We start from the raw sequence: 25,645 nt of genomic DNA, 5'->3' as shown, positions 1-25,645 counted from the left end.
TACTTTATAAAGATTTTCAATTCTATATTTAGTATTTTACTTTAAAATTTTAAGCAATTTATTTTAAGTCATTATTAAAGTTTTTTCTTTCTATATCATTAAAGTATTCTACTGTTCCAACTTTTAATTCGTAAGTTGCATTTTTGTCAGATACTATGATTGCATTTTTATGTAGTTGGAGTGCACTAATTGTCCACATGTGGTTAACGCCTTTTTCAATGGCATGCTTTAATGCTCTTGCTTTGTTATGTCCATTTACTATTATTAAAACTTCTTGTGAATCCATGATCGTTCCAATTCCAACAGTTAGTGCATTTTTGGGAACTTTGTTTACATCGCCTTCAAAAAATCTTGAATTAGCAATAATTGTATCCTGGGTTAAAGTTTTAATTCTTGTTCTTGATGTTAAGGAGGAGCCCGGCTCATTAAAAGCAATGTGACCATCGGGGCCTATTCCCCCTACAAAAAGCATTATTCCCCCGAAAGATTTGATTTTTTTTTCATATTCTTCGCATTCTTTTTTGAGATTTGAAGCATTTCCGTTTAGTATATTTATGTTTTCTTTTTTAATGTCAATGTGGGAAAAAAAATTGTTCCACATAAATGAATGGTAACTTTCAGGATGATTTTCTTCAATTCCTATGTATTCATCCATATTAAAAGTTATGACATTTTGAAATGAAATTTTTTTATTTTTATTTAATTCAATTAAGTTTTTGTACATGCCAATCGGAGAGCTTCCTGTTGGAAGTCCAAGGATAAATGGATTTTCTTTTGTTGGGGAAAATTCATTAATTTTTTGTGCTACATGATTAGCCGCCCATTTTGATATGTCTTCGTATGTGGGTCTGATTATTAATCTCATTGAGATCTCCTTAAAATTGATTAAAGTTAGAGATTGTTAAAAATTATTTTAGATTCTATCATTGTTAACTTTAGATTAAAATCTTTATCTAGGACATTGAGGTTTGCATCATATCCATGACATATTAAGCCCTTTTTATCAATATTGAGAATTCTTGTTGGATTGTAAGAGCTTGCTTGAACAGCATCGCTTAAGCTGAAACCAAATTCTATTAAATTTTTAAGACCTTGTATCATTGTGAGTGTTGATCCAGCTATTGTGTTGCTTTTCACGCTATGGAATAATCCATCTTCTGCAATATAAACTTCGTCTCCGTTTGCAATTAGTTTTCCACAAGTTTGACAATTCGGAGTAAGTCCGTCAGTTACAAGGACTATTTTACTTATATCTTTAAGCTTTCTAAGCATTAAAATTAATTTTGGGTGTATATGGTGGCCATCTGCAATAATTTCGCAAGAAACATCGCCGTGTATTAACACCGCTCCTATTGCATTTGGATTTCTGTGGTCAAGTTTTGACATTGCGTTGAAAAAATGGGTTGTATGAAGTATTCCAACTTGAAATCCTTCTATCATGTTTTCATATGTTGCATTTGTGTGTCCCGCTTGAAGGTTTATGTTGTTTTCAAGGCAAAATATTGCAAGCTCTCTCATACCCTTAAGCTCAGGAGCAACAGTCATTGTGCTTATATGTGTTTTTCTTTTGCCGTTTGATCCTGTAAATACTCCACCAGCTGCATCTATTAGTTTTTGCATAACTTCAATACTAGGTTCATGAAGATAAGAAACTGGATGAGCTCCTTTTTTTTCAGGAGAGAAAAATGGTCCTTCAAGGTGAAGTCCCAAAATTTTAGCTCCCTTTTCTTTACCAATTGCTGCTATGCAAGCTTTTATTGTTTTAATCATTTCATCTATTGGTCTTGGGTAAAGGGTTGGTAAAAATCCTACTACACCGTATTGTGCTAAATGTTCTGACATTTTAAGTATCGATTCTGTTGAACACTGGTCTGTCCCATGACCGTGAAATCCATGAATATGATTGTCGTAAAGTCCGGGAGTTATATAATTGCCTTTTGTGTCAATCATTTGGTATTCTTCGAGATCCATTTTTTTAAGTCTGTCAGACGTTACAATATCAAAAATTTTATTATCTTTAATTAGAACCGCTGAGTTATCTATTTTATCATTTCCAGTTAAAACGGATTTTGAGTTAAATAAGCAAAAATTTGGCATTTTTTATTTTCCTTTTATTTATTTTATTTTACTATAAGCATTAATCTTTTTTAAAGCTTATATTTTTTATTTTAAAGTGTTTGGATGCTTAAGAATTCATGTTTTTAAAATTTATTTTATTTTTTTAATTATACATTATATTTTGTTTTCAATTTTATTAATGATATAATTTACCCCGGAGGGCAATATTTTGGCATCAGGATTTTTTGTTCCTGGACTTGAGAGTAAGTACAATACTAAAGAAATTCGTGAATCCATGCTTAAGTCCGATAAGGCTAAAATTGATTCTTCTTTTAAGAAACTTGAATCTTTAGAGCAAGAGAAAAGTGCCTGGCAGTTAATTAATAGAAAAATCTCTACTTTAAATTCTCTTGCAAAAGAACTTACATCACTCAACAGTCCTTTTAATCTAATGTCAGGAAATTCTAGTAATAGCGAAGTTTTAACTTTGTCTACTAGATATGGATCTAAGAATGAGACTCATAAATTAATTGTTGATCAAATAGCGTCAGCTGATGTGTTTTTGTCTTCAAATTTTGATCCTAAAAAAGTTACAATCCCAGAGGGAGATTATATATTTTTAGTTGGCAAGAAAGAAATTAATGTAAAAAGTAATGGCAACATTGATTTACTTGTGAAGGATATTAATAACAAGGGAAAGGGCTTTTTATCTGCAAAAATAGTGAAAAGTGATAAAAATGGAAATAGTCGTTTTGTTTTGCAATCCTTAAAGGAGGGCAAAGAAAACAAGCTTGTTATCAAAGGGGAGGGATTGTCTTTTGCTAAGCAAATTGGAATTTTAAGTGAGCTTAAAACCAATTTTAATCCTAATCTTTCAGATATTGTTGTAAATCAATCTAGCAGCAACAATAAACTTGCTTTTGAGAACAATGGTCTTGTTTTAAATCCGCTTTCAGAAGTATCAATTGAAATTCCTGAAGATATTGAAATTACATCTAGGAGTAAGATTAAATTTGAAGTTAAGTATTTTGATACAGGCTTGGAAGAGCCTGATAGTAAGATTATTTTTAATCCCGGAGGGGCTACATTTAAGGATGCAAAAGTTGAGAGTGAAGATAGTGTAGTTGATCTTGGATCTGATTTAAAAACCCCTTTGGAAAAAAAATATATTCAAATGAATATGGTTAAAATATGTAGCAAGGAAGGTTCTTTGGAGCTTCCTTTAATAAATATTTCAAATAATTTTGAAGAAGTTGAAGTTGATGTTGGAGCTCTTTCTAATTTGGAAGAAATAAATATTGAAAATAAAGCAAATAATAAAGTAATTGTGATTAGCAATGTTGAAATTTTTGATCCAAAAAATAGAGATGGTCATTTGCCAATAAATGCTAAAAGTTTTGCTGAAAATGCAAAAATTAAATTTGATGGAGTAGATGTTGAGAGAGATTCAAATGTTATAAATGATTTGGTTCCAAATGTGACATTAAGTTTAAAAAAACCCTCAAGTGATATGGTTGAGGCTAAAATTGAACCTGATTATGAGGGGATTAAGAGGGTTCTTTTAGATTTTATTGGTGCTTATAATGAGGTTCTTGCTGAGATTAATATTGTAAGCTCTAATGAAGATCAGCCTAATAATCAAAAGTCTAATATAGTTGAAGAGCTAACTTATCTTAGTGATTCTCAAAAAGAAGAGGCTTATAAAAATTTAGGTATTCTAAGGTCTGAATTTTTATTAAAAAATCTTAAGTCCAAGCTAGAGTCAATAATTTTTAAGCCTTATGTTACTAGTGATCCTAATTTTTCAATAATTAATCAGATGGGAGTTTTTACAAATTCCATTTCTTCTTCTGGTGGACTTTCTAGATATTTAAGACTTGATGAGAAAAAGTTTGATGAATCAATTCGTAATAATATTGATAATGTTAGAGAGCTTTTTTTATATGATCTTAATGGTGACAGAGTGTATGATAATGGAATTGCTAAAATGCTAGGAGATTGTCTGTCGCCTCTTGTGGCTTCCGGAGGAGTTATTTATAATAAAATAAAGAATTACGACTTGAAAATTTTTAATCAAAAAAATAAAGTTGAAGATTATAAAAAGAAGTACGAAGATAGAGAGAGAAAAGTGGAAGGTGAACTTAATACCTTGGATTTTACCGTTAAGCGCATGAAAGATCAAGAAAATACATTAAAGGCTTTTGATTTTAATCAAAGAAATAAATAATAATAATTATTTTTAATGCTATTGCTATTTGCGTTTCTTTTTTTTTAATTTTTGTGCTATTCTTTTTAACAGGCAAAAGGATTTGCCAAAGTCAGAAATTTAAATTTTATCATGGAGGAATGATATATGATTATCAATCATAATACATCAGCTATTAATGCTTCAAGAAATAATGGCATTAACGCTGCTAATCTTAGTAAAACTCAAGAAAAGCTTTCTAGTGGGTACAGAATTAATCGAGCTTCTGATGATGCTGCTGGCATGGGAGTTTCTGGTAAGATTAATGCTCAAATAAGAGGTTTGTCACAAGCTTCTAGAAATACTTCAAAGGCTATTAATTTTATTCAGACAACAGAAGGGAATTTAAATGAAGTAGAAAAAGTCTTAGTAAGAATGAAGGAATTGGCAGTTCAATCAGGTAACGGCACATATTCAGATGCAGACAGAGGTTCTATACAAATTGAAATAGAGCAACTTACAGACGAAATTAATAGAATTGCTGATCAAGCTCAATATAACCAAATGCACATGTTATCAAACAAATCTGCTTCTCAAAATGTAAGAACAGCTGAAGAGCTTGGAATGCAGCCTGCAAAAATTAACACACCAGCATCACTTTCAGGGTCTCAAGCGTCTTGGACTTTAAGAGTTCATGTTGGAGCAAACCAAGATGAAGCTATTGCTGTAAATATTTATGCAGCTAATGTTGCAAATCTTTTCTCTGGTGAGGGAGCTCAAACTGCTCAGGCTGCACCGGTTCAAGAGGGTGTTCAACAGGAAGGAGCTCAACAGCCAGCACCTGCTACAGCACCTTCTCAAGGCGGAGTTAATTCTCCTGTTAATGTTACAACTACAGTTGATGCTAATACATCACTTGCTAAAATTGAAAATGCTATTAGAATGATAAGTGATCAAAGGGCAAATTTAGGTGCTTTCCAAAATAGACTTGAATCTATAAAGAATAGTACTGAGTATGCAATTGAAAATCTAAAAGCATCTTATGCTCAAATAAAAGATGCTACAATGACAGATGAGGTTGTAGCAGCAACAACTAATAGTATTTTAACACAATCTGCAATGGCAATGATTGCGCAGGCTAATCAAGTTCCCCAATATGTTTTGTCATTGCTTAGATAAAATTCTAGTTTAATTGGTATAAATTGTATTAACAAAAGATCCTTTAAAGGATCTTTTGTTTTTTTATTTCAGATCGGCAAAAATTTAATAATTTTAGTATAATTTATAATGATGTGTTATAAAGCATAATGCAGGCTTATTGAGGAGTTTGCTTTGAGTAGGGTTGCTGTTAAAATTAAAGATTGTTATAAAGTATTTTCGTATTATGTTAACAAAAAGCAGATAAGTCGAGCTATAAAAGACTATGAAGATGGCAAAGATAGAATGCAAATCTACAAAGAATCTTCTATTTTTATTGCAAATGCCAATATTAATCTTGATGTTTATGAAAATGAAATTTTAGTTATTATGGGTATGTCGGGCTGTGGCAAGTCTACTTTAGTCAGGTGTTTAAATGGTATTTATAAAATAGATTCAGGATCTATTTTGGTAAATAATATGGAAATGAATGCTATAAATCGTAAAGATCTTTCTAATTTAAGAAAAGATAAATTTGCAATGGTTTTTCAAAATTTTGGACTTTTTCCCCATATGAATGTACTAAGAAACGTTACATATGGACTTGAGGTTAAGCATATCCCCAGAAAGATTAGAGAAGAACGTGCTATTGAGGTATTAAATCTTGTGGGGCTTGAAGATTCAAAATATAAGTATATTAATGAGCTTTCTGGAGGAATGAAACAAAGAGTTGGAATAGCAAGGGCATTGGTGGTTAATCCAGATATTCTTTTAATGGATGAAGCTTTTTCGGCACTTGATCCTTTAATTAAAGGAGAAATGCAGGAAGAACTTTTGAGGCTAGTAGCCAAGCTTAAAAAAACAGTTGTGTTTATTACCCATGATTTAAATGAAGCTTTTAAATTGGGACATAGAATTGCTTTTATGAGAGATGGAAAAATTATTCAAGTTGGCAAACCTTTGGAAATTTTAGCTAATCCTAGTACAGATTTTATATCTGATTTTATTAAAAATTTACCTGTTTTAAATATTTTAAAAATAAAAGATATTTTAAAAGATGATTTTGATTTAAACTCTGGTGGTGATAATGGCTTAAATGTTATTATTAAATGTCAAGGTGAAAATTTTAGTTTGTATGACAAAGCTCTTAACAAAAGGTATGATAATCTTGTATCTTTAAATTTAGATCTAAACGATGAGATAAAAAAAATTGTTGAATATTTAAATAAGCAAGATTATTTAATAATAAAAGAAAAGGGAACTGTTGTCGGATATATTAGTTTAAATGAAATCTCTTATTTATTATCAAGATAGGAATTTATGACTAAAGATTTTTTTATATTAAAAATAGATAATTTTTTTGATTTTTTGGTTGATAATTTTTCAATTTCTGATGGAGTAGGTTTTTCTAAAAGTATAATTTTTTTATATGAAAATTTAAAAAATTTATTTCTTTTTGTTAACCCACTTCTTTTTATTTTGACTGTATGTTTGCTAAGTTTTGTTTTTTTAAAAAAGAGGTTAATATTTTTAATTTTACCCGGATTCTTTTTTATTTTGTATTTTAATCTTTGGGAAGCTTCAATGGATACAATAGCTATTATATTTGTTTCTGTATTAGTTTCTGTTATTTTGGGAATTCCTATAGGTATTTTGGGCGGATATTTCCCAAGATTTTATGTTTTTTTGAAACCTATTCTAGATTTAATGCAAGCCATGCCCCCTTTTATTTACTTGATTCCCGCTATTCCTTTTTTTGGAATGGGTACAGCTTCTGCTATTTTTGCTACAATAGTTTTTGCTATGCCCCCTGTTATTAGATATACAAGGCTGGGAATTGTTCAAGTTTCAGATGAGGTAATAGAGGCAGCTAAGTCCTTTGGTAGTAGTAATTTGCGCATTCTTTTTCAAGTTCAACTTCCCCTTTCTCTTCAAAGTATAATTGAAGGTATTAATCAGTCAATAATGATGGCTATATCTATGATAGTAATTGCTGCAATGGTTGGATCGTCTGGTTTGGGCAGAACTGTGATTTACTCTATAGAAAGATTAAATTTTGGTGAGGGTTTAATATCTGGATTAGCAGTTGTTATTATAGCTATTATTTTAGATAGGATTATGCAATCTATCTTTATTAAATTTAGCTATTTAAACACAGATCATTATGGTGGAAAGAAAGAGAATAAATTTAAAAGATTCTTAGAAATCTATAATAAATAAGGAGGATATTTTATGTATAAATTATTTTTATTTTTTATTATTTTTATGTTTTTGTCTTGTGATGAAAAAAAGAGTTCAAAGAATTTAAAATCGGTAAAAATTGGATATGTGAATTGGGGTGGAGAAACGGCAGCTACAAATGTATTAAAGGTTGTTTTTGAGAAAATGGGCTACAATGCAGAAATATTTTCAGTTACTACGTCTATAATGTATCAATACTTAGCATCTGGAAAGATAGACGGTACGGTGTCTTCTTGGGTTCCTACAGCCGATAAATTTTATTATGAAAAACTGAAAACAAAGTTTGTTGATCTTGGTGCAAATTATGAAGGAACCATTCAAGGTTTTGTGGTGCCAAGCTATGTTCCAATTTCCAGCATTAGTGAGCTTAAGGGTAAAGGTGATAAGTTTAAAAACAAAATGATTGGCATAGATGCTGGTGCGGGAACTCAAATTGTTACAGAACAAGCGCTTAATTATTATGGATTAAGTAAAGAGTATGAGCTAGTTCCTTCAAGTGAGAGTGTTATGCTTGCAAGTTTAGATTCTTCAATAAAGAGAAACGAATGGATTTTAGTTCCTTTGTGGAAGCCTCATTGGGCTTTTTCTAGGTATGATATTAAGTTTCTTGATGATCCTGATTTAATTATGGGGGGAATTGAGAGCGTGCATACTCTTGTTAGACTTGGTCTTGAAAATGATGATTTTGATGCATATTATGTTTTTGATCATTTTTATTGGAGCGATGATTTAATATTGCCCTTAATGGATAAAAATGATAAAGAGCCAGGCAAAGAATACCGCAATGCGGTTGAATTTGTTGAAAAGAATAAAGAGATTGTAAAGACGTGGGTTCCAGAAAAATATAAGACCTTATTTGATTAATCTTTTTTTAAATTCTTTTAAGGATTCTAAAATGGGTTTGTATTTAGGAGTAAAATCGTTTCCCCCTTTGAATAATGCGTTACATCTTATTATTCTTAGTGTCATTAATATTAAAGCCGTTAAAAAATTGTATTTTTTAAGACATTCAATTGAATATTTTGAGCAGGTAGGTTTGTATATGCATTGTAGTCCAAATATTTTAGATAAAGTATTTTGGTAAATTTTTATTAGAAAAATAAGAGCATAATTTAAGATAAATAAAATTTTAAAAATGTTCATACTTAGAATTGTATTATATTATAATAATTAATCAAATGAATTGAAAATATTAATTAAGTTTTATAACTTTAAAGTTTTGATTTTTATTATAAGGGGGCTTCAAATTAAAAAAATTTTTTTAATTTTTATTACTGTCTCTTTTTCTTTTGCTGAAATTATTCAAATATCCCCCAAGCAAGCTGTAAATATGGCTTTAGAAAATAGCTTGGATTCAGAAAATGCTTTGTACAAAGAAAATATAAAAAAACTTTATAAAAATAATGCATGGAATGTTTTTGTTCCAAATGTTAACCTTAGCTCTACACTTAGTAGAAATCCTTCTGCTTTGAGTGAGCTTGAAAGAGATTATTGGGGTTTTGGGTTTGGAGTTGGGATTAATCTTTCTTTGTCCCCTTCTGTTTTAAAGAGAATGCAACTTGTTATGTTGGAATATGAAAGCGCAAAAATAGAAAGGGAGAGTGCTGTTCGTAATATCAAGCTAAATGTTCTTAAGTCTTACAATCAATTGATAGCTTTAAAGAGCACTTTGAAAGTTTTTGAGAGTCAAATACAAAATAGTAAACTTAAATTTGAACAAGCTAGAATTGCTTATAACAATGGACTAATATCAGAAATAGATTTCCTTGATGCTCAGCTTAAGTATAAAAAATCTCAACCAGATTTGGATGGTCATATTATTAATTTTGAAAAATCAAAAGAAATTTTCAAATTATTAATAGGATTAGATCATGATCAAGATTTTGAAATTATTGGAGAATTGCCAGACGAAACAATAGATTTTTCTCTATTTAATGAGGCATTAAATTTTAATGAATCATTAGAGATTAAGGATTTGAATATGCGCTTAAAAATGACCGAGCAGCTCATTGATTCGCTTTGGTTAGATACTTATTTGCCAAGCCTTTCTTTGTCATTTTCTTACTCTCCTTATAAATCATTTCATGAAAATTCCAAGGGCTTTTCAACTGGATTTTTAGCATCCTTTAGTTTAAATTATGGTTTAACTGAAATATTTCCATTTTCAAAGAGTTTTACAAAAATACAAGATAACAACTATCAGCTAAAAATACTACAAAACAATGTTGAAGGTAAAATCAGGAATTTAAAATCTAGTATTGTGCAAAAAAGAAAAGATATTAGAAGATATAAAGCGATTCTTGATGCTTCTAAAATTAATGTAGAATTAGCGAATAAAAATTATCAAATGGCATTTAATGCTTTTAATTCCGGGGTCATGGATCTTTCTAAATTAAATGATATTGAACTTGTTTATAAGCAGAGCGATTTAAAGTTCATTGAAGATAAATTAAATTATGCCAATTCTATACTTGAATATAAAAATTTAATAAATTCATTAGACTAAGAGGTATTTTGATGAATTTGATTTTTAATATTAATTTATATTTAAAAAAATATTTTTTAGTTTTATTCTTAGTTTTAGTTGCTTGTGTTGGTGATAACAAGCTAGATGACAAAAATATTGATAAGGAGAAAGAAAGTTCCTATAGATTCCCAGTAATTGCTATGAAAGTTAAAAAGGGAATCTTGAGCGATTATTTGTCTTTAAATGGAGATGTAGATACAAAAGTTAAGGCAGATATTTTTCCAGACGCTGTGGGCAAAATAACTTCTTTGAGAATAAAACTTGGAGCTTATGTTCAAAAGGGACAAATAGTTGCAACTCTTGATCCTTCAAGACCTGGTTCTGTATATTTGAAAAGTCCTGTAAGAGCGCCAATCTCAGGATATATTTTAAATATTACAAAAAAAATTGGTGAAACAGTTAATCCCCAGTCCAACATAGCAGTAGTGGGAAGGATAGATACAAAGCAAATTTTAACCTATGTGTCTGAGAAATACATTTCAAATATTAAAGTTGGAAATGATGCTATTATTGAGGTTGGAGCTTATTCTAATGAAAAGTTTAAAGCTAAAGTTTCAGAAATATCTCCCATTTTAGATTCTAAAAGTCGAACTATCGAAGTATATCTTACGCCTATTGGTAGTAATTTAGATAAACTGATTATTGGTATGTTTTCTAAAATCAAACTTATTACTAAGCGATTTAAAGATGTAATTAAGATTTCAAGAGAGGCTGTTGTTGAGAGAGAGGGCAAAAAATTTGTATTTAAGGTTGATTTAGAGAGTAAGAGTGTTCAAATGTTACCCATTACAGTGCTTTTTGAAATAGATAACATTGTAGCTCTTTCGGGCGAGGTTGAAGAGAATGATTTAATTGTAGTAGAAGGCATGTCTGCTCTTTCTAATGGATCTCTAATAAATTTGGTAGATACCAAAGAGGGTCTTTCAGCCGAAAGCAATATTTAATTTGTTGGGGGATGTGTTATGTTGGTAAAGAGAATAGTTGGCAAACCAATAACAATGTTGATTTTATTTTCATTGTTATTGATGATAAGTTTGTATACCTTTTCAAGATTAAAAGTAGATCTTTTGCCGGGAATTGACATTCCCCAAATAAGTATTCACACTGTTTATCCTGGCGCTTCTCCTAGAGAAGTTGAAGAGAGTGTTTCTAGAGTCCTTGAGAGTGGCTTGAGTTCGGTAAAGAATTTAAAAAATATATATAGTGTATCTTCCAAAGAAAGCAGCACCGTTTCACTTGAATTTTATCATGGAACCGATTTAGATTTGGTTTTAAATGAAATTCGAGATGCTCTTGAATTGGTAAAATCTTCATTGCCCAGCAAATCACAGACCCCAAGAATTTTTAGATACAATCTTAAAAACATCCCTGTAATGGAAATTGTTATTAATTCTGTAAGGCCAGTTTCTGAGCTTAAAAGATATGCCGATGAAATCATTAAACCTGGGCTTGAAAGGCTTGATGGAGTTGCAATTGTTACTGTTAATGGTGGAAGTAAAAAGCGTGTTTTAATTGAAGTTTCTCAAAACAGGCTGGAGTCTTATGGGCTTTCTTTGTCAAGAATATCTTCAATTATAGCATCCCAAAATTTGGAACTTTCAGCTGGCAATATATTGGAGAACAAYTTGGAATATTTGGTTGAAGTTTCTGGAAAATTTAAATCAATTGAAGAGATAGGTAATGTGGTCATAGCTTATAAGATACCCGACATTTCTTCTGGCATAAATTTATCTCCTATTGAGATAAAACTCAAAGATATTGCTAATATTAAAACCGATTTTGAAGATTTGTCTGAATATGTTGAATATAATGGGTTGCCTTCAATTTCTTTGTCGGTTCAAAAACGTAGTGATTCTAATTCTATTGCAGTTTCTAATGTTGTTATGAATGAAATAGAAAAATTGAAATTATCTATGCCTAAAGATATGAAATTGGAGATTGCTTCTGATAGTACTGATTTTATTAAAGCATCCATTTCAACGGTTGTAAATTCAGCCTATTTTGGGGCCATGCTTGCAATATTTGTTATTTTTTTCTTTTTAAGAAGCTTTAGGGCCACAATAATTATTGGAATTTCTATTCCAATAGCAATTGTTTTGACCTTTTGTTTAATGTATTTTGTAAATATTTCTCTTAATATTATGAGTCTTGCGGGTCTTGCACTTGGGATTGGAATGGTTGTTGACTGTTCAATTGTTGTAATAGACAATATATACAAATATAGGCAAAAAGGAGCAAAGCTTATTTCGTCTTCTATTCTCGGAGCTCAGGAGATGATGTTGCCTATTACATCTTCAACTTTTACTTCTATTTGTGTTTTTGGTCCATTTCTTATTTTCAAATCAGAACTTGGGGTATATGGAGATTTTTTCAAAGACTTTACATTTACGATTGTTATTTCCTTGGGTGTTTCTCTTTTAGTTGCAATTTTTTTGGTTCCTGTTTTATCAAGCCACTATGTCGGTTTATACACAAGTTTCCAAAAGAATATTAAGAATGCTTTTATTAGGAAAATCGATGCCTTTTTTGCTAGTATTTATTATTTTTTAGAGTTTTTGTATATCAATTTATTAAATATAGTTTTAAATCACAAATTGATTTTTGGGTTGATTGTTTTTTTTAGTTTTATTGGCAGCTTGCTTTTAGGATTATTGTTAGATGTGACAACTTTTACTAGAGGGAAAGAGAACTCAATTACTATTAATTTAAATTTTCCCCACAAAACTAATTTGGAATATGCAAAATTTTATTCTAATAGATTTTTAGAAATTGTAAAAAGTGAGGCTAAAGGATATAAAAGTATTATTGCTACTTTGCGTGCTGATAGAATAACTTTCAACGTATTGTTTCCTCTCAAAGAAGAATCAAGAGATAATTTAACCCAAAGCGTAGATTACGATTCTATTAAATATAAAATTATGAATCGTATTGGTAATCTTTATCCTGAATTTAATATTGAGCCTTCCATTAGTGGCAATGCTTTAGGTGGTGGAGATTCTATTAAAATTAAAATTTCGGCCAATGATTTTGAATATATAAAAGATTATGGAAAAATTTTAGTTTCCATGTTAAAAAAGGAAATTCCCGAACTTGTAAATCCAAGGCTTAGCATAAGTGATTTTCAGCTTCAAATTGGCGTTGAGATAGACAGAGCGCTAGTTTATAATTATGGTATTGACATGAATACCATTTTAAATGAGTTGAAGGCCAATATTAATGGTGTTGTTGCTGGGCAATATGTGGAGAAGGGACTTAATTATGATATTGTTCTTAAGCTTGATAGAATGGATGTTAAAAATTTAAAAGATTTAGAAAAAATATTTATTACAAATTCATCTGGAGTTAAAATTCCTTTTTCATCAATAGCCACCTTTGAAAAAACCAATAAAGCCGAATCTATTTACAGAGAAAATCAAGCTTTAACCATTTATCTTAATGCGGGTATTTCTCCAGATGATAATTTAACCCAAGTAACCGCAAAAGTTGTAGATTTTATTAATAATAAGGTGCCCCATAAAGAAGGCATAACTCTTAAGGTTGAAGGAGAATATAATGAATTTTCAAATATCATGAATCAGTTTAAAATAATCATTATGATGGCTATTATTGTTGTGTTTGGTATTATGGCTTCTCAATTTGAATCTTTTTTAAAACCCTTTATTATTATTTTTACAATTCCTTTAACGGCAATAGGGGTTGTGCTTATACATTTTCTTGCAGGAGAAAAGCTTTCTATTTTTGCTGCAATTGGTATGCTTATGCTTGTTGGTGTTGTGGTAAATACAGGAATTGTTCTTGTAGACTATACTGGTTTATTGATCAAGAGGGGATTTGGCCTAAGAGAAGCAATTATTGAATCTTGTCGTTCAAGGCTTAGGCCAATTTTAATGTCTTCTTTGACCTCAATAATAGGGCTTATTCCAATGGCATTTTCTAGCGGAAGTGGAAATGAACTTCTAAAACCAATTGCATTTACTTTTATTGGCGGAATGACAGCTAGCACATTTCTTACTTTGTTTTTTATTCCCATGCTTTTTGAAATTTTTCCAACATGTTTCAAGTTTCAAATCTAGGCTAAAAAGAGTGACGTCCAATTTAGATGTTGAAAAATCATTCAAAATTAATAATTCAACTAAAAGTAGTTATGATGATTTATTTGAAGAAGATGGGGAATGATATGACTAAATTTTATAATTATAGGATTGAAATAGTTTCTAACTTATCTTTAGAGCTTGATGTTTTTGAATGTATAGAAAAAATAGAGCAAGAGTTAGGAGAGTCTATATATTATTCTAAGATAGGAAATGTTTATGGAAAAGGTAAGAAGGGAGAAAAGCATGGTAATGGCGTTTGGCCTGAAGAAAATTTTATTTTGATTATTTATACCTCCAATCAGTCTATTGTTGAGCGATTAAAGGATATTGTGGATGATTTGAATCGTTCTTACCCTACAGAAGGGATTAATCTTTTTGTTTTGAGAAATTCTTAAGGGTAAAATTTTATTTGCTGTTTTGGTTAACAAGGGAGTGGTTAATAATTTTTTTTAAAGTTATTAGAATATTATAGACACGCGATCAAAGTTTGTTTGTGGGCTTTTTGTTTTAAATGATAAATATTTATTACAAAATAAATTTTACTATTTTATTTCAATAGCTACAAAAATTTTTTCTTTTCATTCTTTTTTTAAAGTCAGAGTCAATATATTTTATAGGCTTATTCATCGTATTCAAGTAAAATCAGATAAATATGATCAGATAAATATTATTTTAAAGCCTATGAAAATTATATTTCCTGTATTTCTGAAGAAAAAAATAAGAAGATTTTTTAGAAAGAGTGACTGATTGTTTTAAAGGTGATAAAATAGATCCTAAACATTGTTATTATATTTGTGAAAATAATTGGATAATATTTAATGTTTTAGTTATTTTGAAAAAAATATTACTTGCTAAAATATTGAAATTGAAATTTACTTCTAGATTTTCAATTATTTTTTTATTAAAATATTTTTTTAAACTTTGTTTTGATTTTTTAGGTTTTTATTAATTGATCGATTTCTGTATGTTTTTACAGCAGGAGAGCTTTATAAATAATCTTTATGAATTTATGGTTAATAATGATATAATAAACCATGTTAACTTTGTTAAAAGGGGGATTATATGTCAATAGCAAAGGCATTTTTTGAAGTGGCTGATCAACAAAAAGATAAAATTGCTCAAATGTATAAAGTTTGCAATGGATATGCCCACGTTACTTATGGCGACTTAAAAAACAATGTTTTAAAGCTTGCTTCCTTTTTAAAGTCAATCAATGTTAAGCATCAAGATAAAATATTTATTTGCTCTGAGAATAGGGCTGAGTGGACTGTGATAGATTTTGCAATTTTATCTTTGGGTGCCGTTGATATTCCAAAGGGTTCTGATGTTACTCTTTTTGAAGCGGAAATTATTTTTAACTCCGTTCTTCCAAGTGTAGTTATTTTAGAAAATTTAAATCTTCTTAATATGTTTATTCAAATTAAATTTACAGTAAAGCCAATATTTATTATTATTGAAAATTTAAACCAAGAGGATAGATTAAAATATAGTGATTTTGAAATTTATACTTATAGCGATTGTATTTTATTTGGAGATACCTTAAGAAAAGATTCAGAAATTATTGAGATTGCAAGTAAAGTTGATTCTAATGATATGGCAACAATAATATATACTTCTGGAACAACAGGCCACCCAAAGGGGGTAATGCTCAGCCATGCCAATCTTCTTTATCAGGTTTCTAGTTTTAGTTTAATGGTTGATACGCATGTGGGACAAATATTTATGTGCATTTTGCCAATTTGGCATTCCTTTCAAAGGTCTTTTTCTTACAATATTTTCCTCAAGGGTATGGTTTGTTTATTTTCCACCATTGTTCCAAGGGCAATGCTTGATGATATTAAAAATGTTAATCCTCATTATATTGCAGCTGTTCCTAGGCTTTGGATTGCAATAAGACAAAATATTTACAAAGAAGTTTCTAAGAAACCGTTTATTTCTAGAATGATTTTTCATTTTTTTGTAAAAGCGGCATTTCTTAGCGATATTTGCTATAGGGTGGTAATGGGGCTTTATCCGGACAACGGGTTTAGTTTATTTTTCCCTATAAAGAAAATTTTAGGAATATTTGGATTAATCTGTGCATTTCCTTTTAAGGCTTTGGGGAATGTTTTAATTTTTAATAAAATAAATAAGATCTTGGGCAATAATTTTGTTGTTGGGATTACTGGTGGCGGGAGTATGCCATTGTCTGCTGTTAGATTTTTTAATTCAATTGGTATTGAGCTTGCCAATGCTTATGGATTGACTGAAACCTCGCCTGGAGTGGCTTCTAATAAGCATAAAAAAGTGATTATTGGGACTTGTGGTAAAATTTTGCCCGGAACTGTTGCTGAAATTAGAGATATTGATGGGAATAAGCTTAAAAAGCCTGGAAAGGGAATTTTGTTTGTAAAAGGGCCTCAAGTAATGCTTGGATATTACAAGGACAAAGAAGCAACTTGTAAGATTATTGGTTCTGATGGGTTTTTAAACACGGGTGATATTGCAAAATTATCCAAGGATAATGTTGTTCAAATTATTGGTCGAGAAAAAGATACAATTGTTTTGAATAATGGAGAGAATGTTGAGCCTGCTCCAATTGAGATTAAGCTTGAAGAATCAGCATTAATAGAAAAAGCAGTTGTTGTAGGGCAAGATCAAAAATTCTTAGGCGCTCTTATTCTTCCAAATTTTGAAGAAATAAATAAATATCTAGAAAGTGTTGGACAAAAAATTTTTGATGCTAATAATAGGCGTCAAATTATTGCGAATAATATTGTTCTTAAGGCCATAAATGATGAAATAAAAAAATTAATCAATAAAGCCAATGGATTTAAGCCTTTTGAGCAGATATTAAAGTTTACTCTTTTAGAAAAACCATTTGAAGTTGGTAAAGAAATGTCTATTAAAATGGACATTAAGCGAAGCTATATTTTAAATTTTTATAAAAATGAAATTAAAAATTTATTTATTTAATTAACCCAATTATTTTAAATACAGTTCAAGCTCTGTTATATCTTCTAATTTTGTATTGGGGGATATACTTTGCTTGTAAACAAATCCATCGCCATTTATTTTTATTTTCATAGTATTTTTATAGTATTTTAGTATGTCTATTGCTTCTCTTTTAGAAAGGTTGATAAAATTTGGTAAGTATGTTTTGTTTTTGTAATTAGTTTCAGCTTTAGGGATCTTGATTTTTGATGGCATTTTAATTTTTTTATATGCTATTGTATTTTGTTGGTGCTCAATAAATTCTATTATTTCTTTTGCCATTGGGGCTGCTATTCTTGTTCCGTATATTATTTTTTTTGGGTATCTGTATACAATGTAAATAATATATTTTGGTTGTTCTGTGGGGTATATTGCCAATATAGAAGATGTATAGTCTTCTTCTGAGTATTTTCCCGTTTTTCTATCAATAGCTTGAGATGTTCCACTTTTTGCAGAAATGTCAAGATTTTTAATTTTAAGATTTGGAATTCCACCTTTATTTACAACTTCTCTCATCATTTTTAAAACTTTTTGTGCTGAATTTTTGGATATTACTTTTCTTATTTCTTCTTTATCAAATTCTTTAATATTTTCTCCTTTATCGTTGCTTATTTTTTTTATTATTCTAGGTTTTAGCATTATTCCATTATTGCTTAGTATGCTTGCAGCTTGTAATATTTGAACCGCTGACACTCCTATTTCTTGTCCAAATCCAATTGTAGCTTTACTTCGTCCTGACCATTTTGAATAATGATTTAGCAGTCCTTTTGTTTCTCCGGGAAATGGAACTCCAACTTTTTCCCCAAAGCCAAAATCTAAAAGTTTTTTATAAAAGTATTCATTGCTAACTTTTTCAGTAATGTAAGCTATTCCAACATTTGATGAATAAATTAAAATCTCTGTAGAGTCGATATGTTTATAGGGGGGATTTAATGTTTTGATTGTAATTTTTTCTCCTGATGGAAATTGTTTTTGATATATTCCATTGTCTAAAAATTTTTCTTCTAAATTTAATTTTCCACTTTCTAATATTATTGCAACTGTAAAAATTTTATTAATGCTTCCGGGCTCATAGGTTAGAGATGAAGAAAGGTTTTTTCGGATTTCTTCAGGATATTTAGAATAAAAGTTTGCATCATATTGAGGAAATTGAACCATGGATAATATTTCTCCATTTTGGGAGTTCATTACCAAGGTAATTAAACTTTCAGGATTATTTTCTTTAAAGTATTTTTTAGCTATTTTGCTAACACCTTGTTGTATATCCATGTCTATTGTTAAGTGGATGTTGTTTGTTTCTGGCTCCTCATTTAAAAATTGTTGCTTGGTTTTATCTTTTCCTAATATGCTATTTAGGGAAAATTCAATGCCCTCAAGGCCAAGATTATCTGTTCCTACAAAACCAGTAATATTGCTTGTGGTATTCCTGAAGGGATAAATTCTTGTGTAATCAGGATATAAAGTGATGTTTGAAAGCCTGCCTTCAGCTTGAATTCTTTTTATTAAATCTGATTCTTCTCTTTTTATTTTTCTTTTTATATATAAAAACCCTTTGTTAGAGGAAAGCTTTTCCTTTAAAATTCTTGAATTAATTTGAAGTATTGCACCAAGAGTTTCAGATGTGCTTACAATATTTTCTATTTTTTGAGGATTTGTACCAATTGAGTAGGATTTTGAAGAGAATGCTATTGGTTTGCCATTTCTATCATAAATTGTTCCTCTTTTGGCAATATCATTTGACTTTAAAGATATTGTGTTGTCTGGGCTGTTATTGAAGGCCATTAGTGTGAAATATTTGTAAATAGTTAACAAAGTTATAGCCAAGAATATTGTTAATATTGTTTTTATTCGATAAGTGTTATTAAGCATTCTTTTGGTCATGAATTTTGGACCTCTTAAATTATTTTATGACTATATGAAATAAAAAATTATTCATTTTTTTTTGCATCTATATTATTATATGTTATTATATTCTGAAAAAGTAAATTACTATATAGCAGAGGGTATAATGTGATGGATATTAAAACTTTAAAAGGCTTTAAAGATTATTTACCGAAGGATTCTTTGATTCGAATTCATATTGTTAGGCAAATATTTAGTGTTCTTAATTCTTATAATTTTGACCTAATAGATACTCCAGTTCTTGAATATTCAGATTTGCTTTTAAAAAAGAGTGGGGATGAGACTGAAAAGCAAATTTATAGGTTTAAGGATAATGGAGGCAGAGATGTTTCCATGCGATTTGATTTAACTGTTCCTTTTGCCAGATTTGTTGCTACAAATATTTCTGCTTTAAAGCTTCCTTTTAGACGTTCTCAATTTGGAAAAGTTTTCAGAGGAGAAAATTCTCAAAAGGGTAGATACAGAGAATTTATGCAGTTTGATTTTGATATAGTTGGAGAGGACACTTTTAGGGGCGATGCCGAGATTCTTTCTGTTGTATATTATGGACTTGAAGAGATTTTTTTGAATTTTATAGAAGGCATTAATAAAAAATTTATTATCCATTATTCTCATATTGGTATATTGAATTCTTTTTTTGAAAAATTAGGACTTAAAGAAAAATCTATTTTTATTTTAAGAAATATTGACAAAATAGATAAAATAGGAATTGATAAGGTTAAAGAAGCTTTGCTTCTTGAGATTGAAAAAGAAGCGGTAGATTCAATCTTAAGTTTAGTGAGTTTGCAAGGTACTTTTAAAGACAAAATACAAGCTTTAAAAAGTATTTTAGGCGATAATGAGTCTATCAAGAGAGTAGAAGATGTTTTTCAGCATCTTAGTTTATTAAAAATTCAAGATTCTTTTAACTTGAATCTTAAAATATCGCGTGGACTTGATTATTATACGGGGATTGTTTTTGAATCTGAGGTGTTTGGCAGTAATATGGGTAGTGTTTGCAGTGGGGGAAGATATGATAATTTGGTTTCTTCGTTCTCAAACTCTATTCAAAAAATTTCAGGGGTTGGAGGATCTTTTGGTGTTGACAGAATAAAGGATATAATTGATCTTGAAAAGTTTAGTTATATTAAAATATTTGTCACTAAGGCTAGATCTAAAGTTTTAATTGTAAATTTAGATAGTGCTTTGCAAAATTATTATTATGAACTTGCTACTAGATTTAGAAATCATGATTATTCCAAGGTTAAAAATATTTCTTGTGAAGTCTATTTTAAAAATAAAAATGGTAAAAATATTAAAGAACAAATAGAATATGCTTTAAGCAAAGAAATAAGATTTTTAGTTTTTGTTGGTCAAGAAGAATACAAAGAAAATAAAATGAAAGTAAGAGATTTGACAAAAAAAGAAGAGTTGCTGCTTTCTTTTGAAGAATCAATAAATCTTATCAAATGTAATGAAAAGTTGTTGTGCACCCCTTTTTAATCTTAAATGTTAATTATTTTTTGAAATTTTGGCAAAGATATTAGGATTAATTTTCATTTTTATCTATTTTTCTAATTGTTATTGCATTTAAGGTAAGTTTGTTCTTTTTGTATTCTATTTGTCCAAGTATTTCAACATTGTCTTTAAAATCAATATCAATATCAAAGGTTGTTTTTGTGGGGATAATTCCTGAGAGTACATTTTTGTTGTATCCTACATAAAAGTCAAATTGAATTATGTTATCTTTTTTTTCGATATTATTTACTACTCCTTCCCATTTTACATACACGTTTGAATATATTGATGGATCTTTTTTAATATCTTTTAGGTTTAGATGTTCATTAAAGCTAATGAAATCTGGCCTTGAGATAAAACTTGCAAGATTTTTGGCTTTTAGCTTTATAGATTCTGATGCATTTGAATTTAATATTTTATTTATTTCTACTCTTGCAAAATTATCTTTTCCCTTTTTTAAATAAATTTTGATTTTTTCGAAAGAGTTTTTAATTTCCTCGCTGGTTAGTATTAATATGAATTGGCCTTCTTCATTTTTTATTTTTTCTTTGTTATTTATTTTAATGTCATCAATGTAGGCAGCAATATTGTTTAAATTTTTGTTTATTTCTGCTTTTAGATTTGCGGATGTTGTTGTTTTTTGTTCATAGAAAATAAAATAGATTGCTAACATTGAAATAAATACAATCCCCCCTATGATAATTATTATGATTAACTTTGTTGAATTTTTATCGGGTATTGCTTTAATTGTTGGGAACAATTTTTCATATAGGTTGCTATTTTTAAAAAAGGCAGAACCTTTAATGGGATTTTTTCGAATAATTTCAAGAGACAGCTCTGATCGATCTACTTCTTGATTTTCTTCTATCATTTTAAGCCATATCTGAATAGCTTTTTCTTCTTTGCCCTGGCTTACTAAAAGTATAGCAATAGCCTGTTTTATATTTGATTCGCTTGGATTTAAAGTGTAGGCTTTTTTAAGATATGTTTGAGCATTGCCAAGGTTCCCGATACGAAGATAAGACATTCCTAAGACATAGTGATACAAATAGTAATTTTTGTAGAAAAAAATTTCTTTTTCTAGGAGTTTTATTGCTTGTGAATATTTTTTTGAATTATAGTAATAAATAGACTTGTTGATAATTTTATTAGGTTCCATATAGCTAGAATTTGACTCCACAATTTTCTTTTTAATATTATAATATAAGATTTTATTTTAAAAGAATAATAAATGAAATATTGTTATTTTGCCCTAATTTCTTGTTTGACTAAAAATTGATAAATGATATAATTATATAAAGTGTAACGGGGGTTTGTATATATTGTTTAAAATGGTGGGAATGTGTCATCAGAAAGAATCGTTGAATTGATTAAAGAGATTTATTTAGATTTTAGAAAAGGCAATTTCAAAGAAGCTTTAGTAAAATCCGAAGAGGCTCATTCTCTTGATTTTGATAATATTGAAATTCTAACAGCTTTGAAAAGTTCTGTGTATTGGAATGGTCAAGTTGAAAGCCTTGATAGAATAGGGCAAGATTATGAAAAGGCAGAATTTTTAATAAGAGAGTGGAATAATTTTGCAGGACGATATTTGAAAAAGATGGGTTGTAATTTTTTGCAAGGTCGCAATTCTATAAAATATTTTGTGTTTCAGACCTGTCTTTATATATATAAAAATATATACAAAATGCATCCAGAAAATTTGGACCTTTTAATAAAAATTGCTAAGTCTTATAAGGGTATGGGAAATTACGAGAGAGCAATCAATGTTTTTTTGCAAATATTAGGAGATTTTAAAGATAACTCAGATGTTGTTGCAGAGCTTGCTGATTCTTATGCGTTGGTTGATGAAATTAAAGAAGCTAAAGTATTATTCAGAGAGGCTTTTTTTATTAATCCTCAAAAGATAGATATATATTCTCTTGAGTCTGATATGATTTTAAGATTAATAGATCTTATTAAGTCTGACAGAAATATTTCAGATGATCTTATAAAAGAATGGATTCCTGTTTATGGCTCTCTTAATGGTGTTTTTAATATTAAAAGAGAGTTAAGGCCTATAGAGCTTGGACAGCTAAAGCAGTCTGTTTACAGTTTGCGCAATGAGCTTAAAGAAAAGTCTTATAGATCAATAAATGAGAGCATATTGCTTCCAAGGCTTATTAATAAATATTTTTGGCTTATTGATCATTATGTAAGGATAAAAGAAGATAGAGCACGTATTGATGAGATTTTGTTATACATAAAAGAAATAGACCTAGGTATTTATCAACAGTATGTAAATTAGTTGCTTGATGCTAAAAAATCGATATTAGGAGAGTTTAATGTCTAATGTTACTACCATAGAGAAATTAGATAGTATTTTACAAGAAGATAAGTGGACAAGAATAGTTGTTAATAATTATTCTCTTGCCAAAATAAAAGAATTGGATGATTTAATAAATAATATAATTGATGAGGGGTTAACAGAGGATGTGCTTGATATTTGTGGCAGGCATTTAAAGGACGTTAAAAAAAGCATAGCAGGTCTTTATATTTCTGGAATGCTTATATATAGTAGGCGACCTTTAAATGATATGAATTTACTTGCTGTTATTGATTTGTTTTCTCAAAATTTAAAATGGGCTCTTGTTGAGCATATATGTAATGAAATGCTTTTAATTTCTGAGAATAAGCACGCTCTTTATACTCTTGCAAAAATATATGCTCAGAACAATGAAAATGATAAGCTTCCAGGTATTTGGACTAGAATTGTTGAAGCAGATATTGACGACACTGTGTTTGTTAGGCAACTTGCTACTTATTATGAAACTATTGATTTGCAAAAATCAATTTTCTATTTTAGAAAAGCTATTTATCGTTTTATTGATAAAAAACAAATGTCAGGAATCAGAGAAGTATGGGCCAAGCTTATTCATTATGTTTCAGATGATTTTGATTCTTTTTTGCTTATTTTGCAAAAAATTGAAAAAGATCTTGGATTTAAAAAGGCCATAGTTCTTTATGAGGATTTATTTGATCATTATTCTTTGACTGACAATGTTGACGAGACAATAGAAATTTTAAAAGGCATTTTAAAACTTGATAACAAAAATCATAAGGCAAGAGAAAATTTAGTTAAATTTTTAAGAGAAAGATATAAAGATGTTAAAAATATTGAGGATTATCTTGTAAAGTCTGATATTGAAAACTTAGATAAAAATTTTGTTGATGTATATTTAGACTTTGAAAAATATTTGTTTTTTGCAAAGGGTAATTTTGTTTATCATCAGACTTGGTCTGTTGGAATAGTAAGAGATGTAAATGATAACGGCATTACGGTTGATTTTGTTTCCAAAAGAGGTCATTTTATTGGTTTTGATATGGCCATGTCGGCTTTATCTCCCCTTAGCAGAGAGGATATTAGAGTATTAAAGGCTGTAACACCTAAAGAAGAACTTGCAGATAGAGTAAAAAAAGATATTGAGTGGGCCATAAAGGTTATTATAAAAAGTTATAAAGCTATTGATTTAAAGGGAATAAAAAAAGAGTTAGTGCCAAGCTTGATGACTCAAAGTTCGTGGAATTCATGGAGCTTGAAAGCAAAGCAAATTTTAAAGGATAATCCCCATTTTGTTATGGATTCTGGCAAGCTTGATTGTTATATATATAATGAGAGATCTTCCAATTTGAATGAAAAAATGTATGATAAATTTAAGATTGAGAAAGATTTTTATAAAAGATACGAGATATTTATAAACTATTGCAATGTTAAGGGAATTGTTAAGGATTTGCATATTGAAGAAGAGATGCTTAACTATTTTTTAATTTATGTTAACAATTTTACAAAGGTTGATCATCATGTTGTAAGTTCTTACGTTATTCTTAAATCTTTAGGTAATTTTTCTGAAGAATTGTCATCAAAAGTTAATATAGAAAAAGATGTTAATTTAGAATCTCTTTTAAAAGAGTATCCAAAAGGAATAGTGGATCTTTTTGATTCAATTTTGAATGCAGAAATTAAAAAAGAATTAGTTGTTTTAATTAAAGAAGAACTTAGTAATTGGATTTTATACTACAAAGAACTTTTTCCTCATTCTGTTAATAAGAGATTGGTTGAATCACTTTACAAAGAAGATCCCAGAGAGGTGGAAAAATTATTTAATTATGTTATAAAAAATTATAAGATCTATAAAGATGCTTATATTTGGATTTTGAAGCACTGTAAAGCTTATTCTATAGAGCTGAGTTATTCGGATTCGGATCTTTTGTCCAATTTGATTAAAATTTTAACAGATAGTGTTATCAAAATTAATAATAAAAATAATTCTGTTGCAAGTAAAAGAATTTATAAAATGGTAATTAATCTTTTAGTTAAAGATGGATATCTTAAATCGGTCTTAGAGGTCGTGAGAGATGAAGAACTTGCAAAAAGAGTTTATATGACTTGTTTTTATGTAAAAGATTTCCCCCCAAAGGATCTTTTAGAGATTAAATCTATAATAAGACAATTATTTGATTCGGTTGAGTTTGAAGATGAAAAGATGCAACTTGCAGGCGAGAGAATGGAAATTGGATTTTTAACCATATTAAGCTCTTTGAATAAAAAACAAAAAGAGCTTAAATATTTAAAGGAAGTTGAAATTCCAGAAAATTCAAAAGAAATTGGAAAAGCTCGTGAACTTGGTGATTTAAAAGAAAATGCCGAATATCATTCTGCTAAGGAAAAACAACAGTTTTTGACAAAAAGATTAAACTCCTTAATGCTGGAAATAGAGAATGCAAAAGTTATAGATACTAAGGATCTTCAAAGTTCTGTTGTTGGTTTTGGGACCAAGGTTGTCATTTTAAATGAAGTTACAGGCAAAGATGAATCTTATTTAATACTTGGGCCTTGGGAATCAAACCCCGATGAAGGCATTATTTCATATAAATCGCCTTTTGGAGAAAATTTGCTTGATTCTAGGGAAGGGGATAGTCTTAATTTTGTTATAAATAATACTAATTTTAAATATTTTGTAAAAAAAATAGAACCCATAAAATTTAGCTAGG

The 25,645-nt window shown here is 29.2% G+C and carries 17 protein-coding genes and 1 pseudogene; 13 read left to right on the top strand and 5 right to left on the bottom strand.

What is annotated here, in order from left to right; genetic code table 11:
* Positions 1-58 precede the first annotated feature (58 nt).
* On the bottom strand, positions 59-865 hold the full coding sequence (nagB, locus tag BB_RS00740; RefSeq protein ID WP_002556751.1) for a glucosamine-6-phosphate deaminase: 807 nt from the start codon (positions 863-865) through the stop codon (positions 59-61).
* 26 nt (positions 866-891) lie between these two features.
* Positions 892-2,097, bottom strand: coding sequence for an N-acetylglucosamine-6-phosphate deacetylase (nagA, locus tag BB_RS00735; protein ID WP_010889694.1), 1,206 nt, complete (start codon positions 2,095-2,097; stop codon positions 892-894).
* A 190-nt stretch (positions 2,098-2,287) separates the two neighbouring features.
* On the opposite strand from nagA, the gene fliD reads away from it, so the two are divergent.
* The 5 genes from fliD to BB_RS00710 all read left to right on the top strand — a co-directional run bounded on the left by fliD (position 2,288) and on the right by BB_RS00710 (position 8,485).
* Positions 2,288-4,285 (top strand): flagellar filament capping protein FliD, encoded by a 1,998-nt coding sequence (gene fliD / locus BB_RS00730; RefSeq protein ID WP_002659773.1) that lies wholly within the window; start codon positions 2,288-2,290, stop codon positions 4,283-4,285.
* Between the two features lie 126 nt (positions 4,286-4,411).
* On the top strand, positions 4,412-5,422 hold the full coding sequence (flaB, locus tag BB_RS00725) for a flagellin FlaB (RefSeq protein ID WP_002661938.1): 1,011 nt from the start codon (positions 4,412-4,414) through the stop codon (positions 5,420-5,422).
* A 153-nt stretch (positions 5,423-5,575) separates the two neighbouring features.
* Positions 5,576-6,694 carry a quaternary amine ABC transporter ATP-binding protein gene (locus BB_RS00720; protein WP_002556747.1) on the top strand — a complete coding sequence of 373 codons (1,119 nt, stop codon included), beginning with the start codon at positions 5,576-5,578 and terminating at the stop codon, positions 6,692-6,694.
* A 6-nt stretch (positions 6,695-6,700) separates the two neighbouring features.
* Positions 6,701-7,600, top strand: coding sequence for an ABC transporter permease (locus BB_RS00715; protein WP_002656468.1), 900 nt, complete (start codon positions 6,701-6,703; stop codon positions 7,598-7,600).
* A gap of 12 nt (positions 7,601-7,612) precedes the next feature.
* Positions 7,613-8,485 (top strand): glycine betaine ABC transporter substrate-binding protein, encoded by an 873-nt coding sequence (locus BB_RS00710; protein ID WP_002663645.1) that lies wholly within the window; start codon positions 7,613-7,615, stop codon positions 8,483-8,485.
* Here BB_RS00710 and yidD read toward each other — a convergent pair.
* A complete protein-coding gene (gene yidD, locus BB_RS00705) occupies positions 8,474-8,764 on the bottom strand; it encodes a membrane protein insertion efficiency factor YidD (protein WP_002663648.1) in 291 nt (96 codons plus the stop codon). The genes BB_RS00710 and yidD overlap by 12 nt on opposite strands.
* A 76-nt stretch (positions 8,765-8,840) precedes the next feature.
* Between yidD and BB_RS00700 the strand changes: the two genes are divergently transcribed.
* The 5 genes and pseudogenes from BB_RS00700 to BB_RS00675 all read left to right on the top strand — a co-directional run bounded on the left by BB_RS00700 (position 8,841) and on the right by BB_RS00675 (position 17,197).
* The gene (locus BB_RS00700; protein ID WP_002665464.1) at positions 8,841-10,127 is read left to right on the top strand and encodes a TolC family protein; all 1,287 of its coding nucleotides are present in this window, start codon (positions 8,841-8,843) and stop codon (positions 10,125-10,127) included.
* Positions 10,128-10,138: 11 nt separating this feature from the next.
* On the top strand, positions 10,139-11,092 hold the full coding sequence (locus tag BB_RS00695; protein ID WP_002658190.1) for an efflux RND transporter periplasmic adaptor subunit: 954 nt from the start codon (positions 10,139-10,141) through the stop codon (positions 11,090-11,092).
* 18 nt (positions 11,093-11,110) lie between these two features.
* Positions 11,111-14,324: pseudogene (locus BB_RS00690) on the top strand (efflux RND transporter permease subunit).
* A 1-nt stretch (position 14,325) separates the two neighbouring features.
* Positions 14,326-14,637 carry a PG0541 family transporter-associated protein gene (locus tag BB_RS00685; protein ID WP_002656352.1) on the top strand — a complete coding sequence of 104 codons (312 nt, stop codon included), beginning with the start codon at positions 14,326-14,328 and terminating at the stop codon, positions 14,635-14,637.
* A gap of 667 nt (positions 14,638-15,304) precedes the next feature.
* On the top strand, positions 15,305-17,197 hold the full coding sequence (locus BB_RS00675) for a long-chain fatty acid--CoA ligase (protein ID WP_002658199.1): 1,893 nt from the start codon (positions 15,305-15,307) through the stop codon (positions 17,195-17,197).
* Between the two features lie 9 nt (positions 17,198-17,206).
* Here BB_RS00675 and BB_RS00670 read toward each other — a convergent pair whose 3' ends face one another.
* Positions 17,207-19,096, bottom strand: a complete 1,890-nt coding sequence (locus BB_RS00670) for a penicillin-binding protein (RefSeq protein WP_010889692.1) — start codon at positions 19,094-19,096, stop codon at positions 17,207-17,209.
* Positions 19,097-19,228: 132 nt separating this feature from the next.
* Between BB_RS00670 and hisS the strand changes: the two genes are divergently transcribed.
* Positions 19,229-20,599, top strand: a complete 1,371-nt coding sequence (gene hisS, locus BB_RS00665) for a histidine--tRNA ligase (RefSeq protein ID WP_002656264.1) — start codon at positions 19,229-19,231, stop codon at positions 20,597-20,599.
* Between the two features lie 46 nt (positions 20,600-20,645).
* Here the strand turns inward: hisS and BB_RS00660 are convergent, their stop codons facing one another.
* Complete coding sequence (locus tag BB_RS00660; RefSeq protein ID WP_002658204.1) at positions 20,646-21,773, bottom strand: tetratricopeptide repeat protein; 1,128 nt, start codon at positions 21,771-21,773, stop codon at positions 20,646-20,648.
* A gap of 183 nt (positions 21,774-21,956) precedes the next feature.
* Between BB_RS00660 and BB_RS00655 the strand changes: the two genes are divergently transcribed.
* Both BB_RS00655 and greA read left to right on the top strand, forming a co-directional pair.
* Entirely contained in the window at positions 21,957-22,901 is a 945-nt protein-coding gene (locus BB_RS00655; protein WP_002656953.1) for a tetratricopeptide repeat protein, read from the top strand.
* A 37-nt stretch (positions 22,902-22,938) separates the two neighbouring features.
* Positions 22,939-25,644, top strand: coding sequence for a transcription elongation factor GreA (gene greA / locus BB_RS00650; RefSeq protein ID WP_002665455.1), 2,706 nt, complete (start codon positions 22,939-22,941; stop codon positions 25,642-25,644).
* The last annotated feature ends 1 nt before the right edge of the window (position 25,645 follow it).

Origin of the sequence: Borreliella burgdorferi B31, from assembly GCF_000008685.2 — a bacterium.
GTDB lineage: Bacteria > Spirochaetota > Spirochaetia > Borreliales > Borreliaceae > Borreliella > Borreliella burgdorferi.
Note: the sequence above shows the minus strand (reverse complement) of the source record. Positions and strands in the feature narration are given on the sequence as shown.